Annotated in this window: 4 protein-coding genes and 1 pseudogene; all 5 read left to right on the plus strand. The window is 74.0% G+C overall.

The annotated features are described in order from the left end of the window. A pseudogene (locus tag ACFXGX_RS32440) lies at positions 1-321 on the plus strand (hypothetical protein); the annotation flags it as partial. Positions 322-325: 4 nt separating this feature from the next. Then, positions 326-1084, plus strand: coding sequence for a DUF4129 domain-containing protein (locus tag ACFXGX_RS32445; RefSeq protein ID WP_384798320.1), 759 nt, complete (start codon positions 326-328; stop codon positions 1082-1084). After that, the gene (locus ACFXGX_RS32450) at positions 1081-2268 is read left to right on the plus strand and encodes a DUF4350 domain-containing protein (RefSeq protein WP_384798323.1); all 1188 of its coding nucleotides are present in this window, start codon (positions 1081-1083) and stop codon (positions 2266-2268) included. Before ACFXGX_RS32445 ends, ACFXGX_RS32450 begins: the two co-directional genes overlap by 4 nt. Then, positions 2268-3266 (plus strand): AAA family ATPase, encoded by a 999-nt coding sequence (locus ACFXGX_RS32455; RefSeq protein ID WP_384798326.1) that lies wholly within the window; start codon positions 2268-2270, stop codon positions 3264-3266. The genes ACFXGX_RS32450 and ACFXGX_RS32455 overlap by 1 nt, the downstream gene beginning before the upstream one ends. Further along, the coding region (locus tag ACFXGX_RS32460; protein ID WP_384798329.1) for a DUF58 domain-containing protein at positions 3266-4115 on the plus strand (850 nt) is incomplete at its 3' end. The genes ACFXGX_RS32455 and ACFXGX_RS32460, both read left to right, overlap by 1 nt.

Genomic DNA, 4115 nt, shown 5'->3' on the forward strand with positions numbered 1-4115 from the left:
ATCCAGCTACTAGCCGATATCATCGCCTTCATCGTGGTGTCTATCGTCGTCCTCCCCTCCGCCCTCGCCGCCGCCGCGCTGCGCGGCGACGGCTTGACCGGCTTCCTCGACAGCTCCGGCGGCGATCTCGGCTGGACCTACCTCATCGTCAGCGGCATCGGCTCGGTGGTCGGATCCATGATCACCTTCCCGATCACCGCGGGCGTCACGGTGCTCCTGTACATCGACCGGCGCATCCGCCGCGAGGCCCTCGACCTCGATCTGGCCCGGGCCGCCGGCCTCCAGGGATACGGCACCACCGGCACCACACCAGGGAGTTGATGCGGTGAACGGGGCGGGGGGAGTTCTCACGGCGGTACTCGCGGGGCCGCACACCGGTGCGACAGCGGTCCTCGCGCTGTCCCGCGACGACACACCACCGGTGACCACACCGCGCGAGGCCGCACGGGAGGCGGCCAGGCGCGAACTGTCCAAGCGGATGTACCACGAGAACGACCCCGGCCTCGTCCAGCGCGCCCTGAACGCCTTCTGGGACTGGGTCGACAGACTGTTCGGCGCCGCTTCGTCCGCGGCACCCGGCGGAACACTCGGACTCGTCGTCATCGTCCTCGCCGTCGCGGCGGTCGTGGCCGCCCTGTGGTGGCGCCTGGGCACTCCGCACCGCACCCCCGCCTCGTCCGCCGCCCTCTTCGACGACCGCCCCCGGAGCGCCGCCGAACACCGCGCCGCCGCCGAGGCACACGCCGCCCAGGGCCACTGGAGCCAGGCCGTCCAGGAACGGATGCGCGCCGTCGTACGGTCCCTGGAGGAACGCGCCCTGCTCGATCCCCGCCCCGGCCGCACGGCCGACGAGGCGGCCGCGGAGGCGAGCCGCTCCCTGCCCTCCCACGCCGACCGGCTGCGCGCCGCGGCACGCGACTTCGACGACATCACGTACGGCGGCCGCCCCGGCGACCCACGCGCGTACCAGCACCTCACCGAACTCGACCGCGACCTGGAGCGCGCCAGGCCCGTACTCACGGACAGCGCCGCCGGCCCGCACCCGAGGACGGGCCGCAACGGCCGCCAGGGGGCCGCCTCATGACCGAGGCCACCCTCACCCCCACGTCGTCCTCGCCCACCACCCGCCAGATCTGGACCCGCACGCGCGGAATCGTCCTCGCGCTCGTCCTCCTGCTGGCGGCCGGCGTCGCGATAGCCGCGGTCCGCTCGGACGCCCGGCACGGCCGCCTCGACCCGCGCTCCGCCGACCCCTCCGGCAGCAAGGCCGTCGCCCGGCTCCTCGCCGACCGGGGAGTCCCCACGCGCGTGGTCACCACCCTCGGCGAGGCACGCTCCGCGGCCGGCCCCGACACGACCCTGCTGATCACGTCCCCCGACCTGCTGACCAAGCGTCAGCAGACCCTCCTGCGCACGGCGACACAATCCGGCGGCCGTACGGTCCTGATCTCCCCCGGATCGCCGTCCCTCGGCACCCTCGCCCCCGAGGTCACCGCCGACCCCGCGGTCAGCTTCGAGTCGACGCTCTCCCCCCGCTGCGGACTGCCCGCCGCCCGCCGAGCGGGCAGCGCCGACACGGGCGGCATCCGCTACAGCACCACCGACCAGAACGCCGACACCTGCTACCCGAGCGACGGACTGCCCACGCTCGTACGCGTGCCGGCACGCGCGGGAAGCGGCGACACCGTCGTGCTCGGCGCCCCCGACATCCTCTACAACGACCGTCTCGACGAGCGGGGCAACGCCTCGCTCGCGCTCCAACTCCTCGGCTCCCGCACCCATCTGGTCTGGTACCTCCCCTCGCTCTCCGACGACTCGGCCACCGACACGGACCGCCAGAGCTTCTTCGACCTGCTCCCCTCGGGCTGGCTCTGGGGCACCCTGCAGCTCTTCATCGCGGCCGTCGTGGCAGCACTGTGGCGGGCGCGCCGCCTGGGCGCCCTCGTACCCGAACGGCTTCCCGTCGCGATCCGCGCCTCCGAGACCGCCGAAGGCCGAGCCCGCCTCTACCGCAAGGCCGCCGCCCGCGACCGCGCGGCCGCCGCTCTCCGCTCCGCCACCCGCACCCGCCTCGCCCCCCTCATCGGCGTACCCCCCGCCCAGGCGCACGCGCCCGAGACCCTGCTCCCCGCCCTGGCCACCCACGTCGGGGGCAACCCACAGGCCCTGCTCCCACTCCTCTTCGGGCCGCCGCCCCGCGACGACGCGGCCCTCGTCTCCCTCGCCGACCAACTCGACGCCCTCGAAAGAGAGGTACGCATTTCATGATGGACCCGACCACTGACAACGCCGGGTACACCGGGTACACCAGAGACGCGGACACCGCCCGCTCCTCCCTGGAAGCCCTGCGCACCGAGATCGCCAAAGCCGTGGTCGGCCAGGACCCCGCTGTGACCGGCCTCGTCGTCGCCCTCCTGTGCCGCGGACACGTCCTCCTCGAAGGCGTCCCCGGAGTGGCCAAGACGCTGCTCGTCCGCGCCCTCGCGTCCGCGCTGGAACTCGACACCAAGCGCGTCCAGTTCACCCCCGACCTCATGCCGAGCGACGTCACCGGCTCGCTCGTCTACGACGCCCGCAGCGCCGAGTTCTCCTTCCAGCCCGGCCCGGTCTTCACCAACCTCCTGCTCGCCGACGAGATCAACCGCACGCCTCCCAAGACCCAGTCGTCGCTGCTGGAGGCGATGGAGGAACGCCAGGTCACCGTCGACGGCACACCCCGGCCGCTGCCCGAGCCCTTCCTGGTCGCCGCGACCCAGAACCCGGTCGAGTACGAGGGAACGTATCCGCTCCCCGAGGCCCAACTGGACCGCTTCCTCCTCAAACTGACGATCCCTCTGCCCTCCCGCCAGGACGAGATCGACGTCCTCACCCGCCACTCCGAGGGCTTCAACCCGCGCGACCTGCGCGCCGCGGGCCTGCGTCCCGTCGCCGGCCCCGCCGACCTCGAAGCCGCTCGCGCCGCGGTCGCCAAGACGACGGTCTCTCCCGAGATCACCGGCTACGTCGTCGACCTGTGCCGCGCGACCCGCCAGTCGCCGTCGCTCACGCTCGGCGCCTCCCCGCGCGGCGCGACGGCCCTGCTCGCCACCGCCCGCGCCTGGGCCTGGCTGACCGGCCGCGACTACGTCATCCCCGACGACGTCAAGGCCCTGGCCCTGCCGACCCTCCGCCATCGTGTGCAACTCCGCCCCGAGGCCGAGATGGAGGGCGTGACGGCCGACTCCGTCATCAGCGCGATCCTCGCCCACGTCCCCGTCCCCCGCTGATGGCACTCACCGGACGCGCCGCTCTCCTGGCGGCCCTGGGCGCGCTCCCCGTCGGCATCTGGGGGCCCAGCTGGACAGGCGTCCTCGCCGTGAACGTCCCCCTGGCCCTGGCCTGCGCCTGCGACGCCGCGCTCGCGGCTCCCGTACGACGTCTGGGCCTGACCCGCTCCGGGGACACCTCGGTGCGCCTCGGTGAATCCGCCGACGTCACCCTCACCGTCACCAACCCCTCCGGCCGCCTCCTGCGAGCGCACCTCAGGGACGCCTGGCCGCCGAGCAGTTGGGAACCCGGCACCGAGGTCGAGGCCCCCCGTCACCGTCTGACGGTCCCCGCCGGCGAACGCCGCCGTCTGACGACCCGTCTGCGCCCCACGCGCCGCGGTGACCGCCGGGCCGACCGTGTGACGATCCGCTCGTTCGGCCCGCTCGGTCTGTTCTCCCGTCAGGGCAGCCACCAAGTCCCCTGGGCCGTACGCGTCCTGCCCCCTTTCACCAGCCGGAAGCACCTCCCCTCCAAACTGGCCCGGCTCCGTGAACTCGACGGACGCACCAGTGTGCTGACGCGCGGTGAGGGAACGGAGTTCGACAGTCTGCGCGAGTACGTTCCCGGCGACGACACCCGCTCCATCGACTGGCGCGCCACAGCCCGCCGGACGACGGTCGCCGTACGCACCTGGCGTCCCGAGCGCGACCGCCACATCCTTCTGGTCCTCGACACCGGCCGTACCTCCGCGGGGGGCGGGGGGGGCGCGCCCCCCCCCGACGCGTCCAAGGGCGCGGCGGGGCGCCACGCCCCCCCGGCCCCCCCCCCCCGCGCCCCCCGGGGCCCCCACGCCCACCCCCCCCCCG

The sequence above is a fragment of the Streptomyces sp. NPDC059371 genome, assembly GCF_042751995.1.
Classification (GTDB): domain Bacteria; phylum Actinomycetota; class Actinomycetes; order Streptomycetales; family Streptomycetaceae; genus Streptomyces.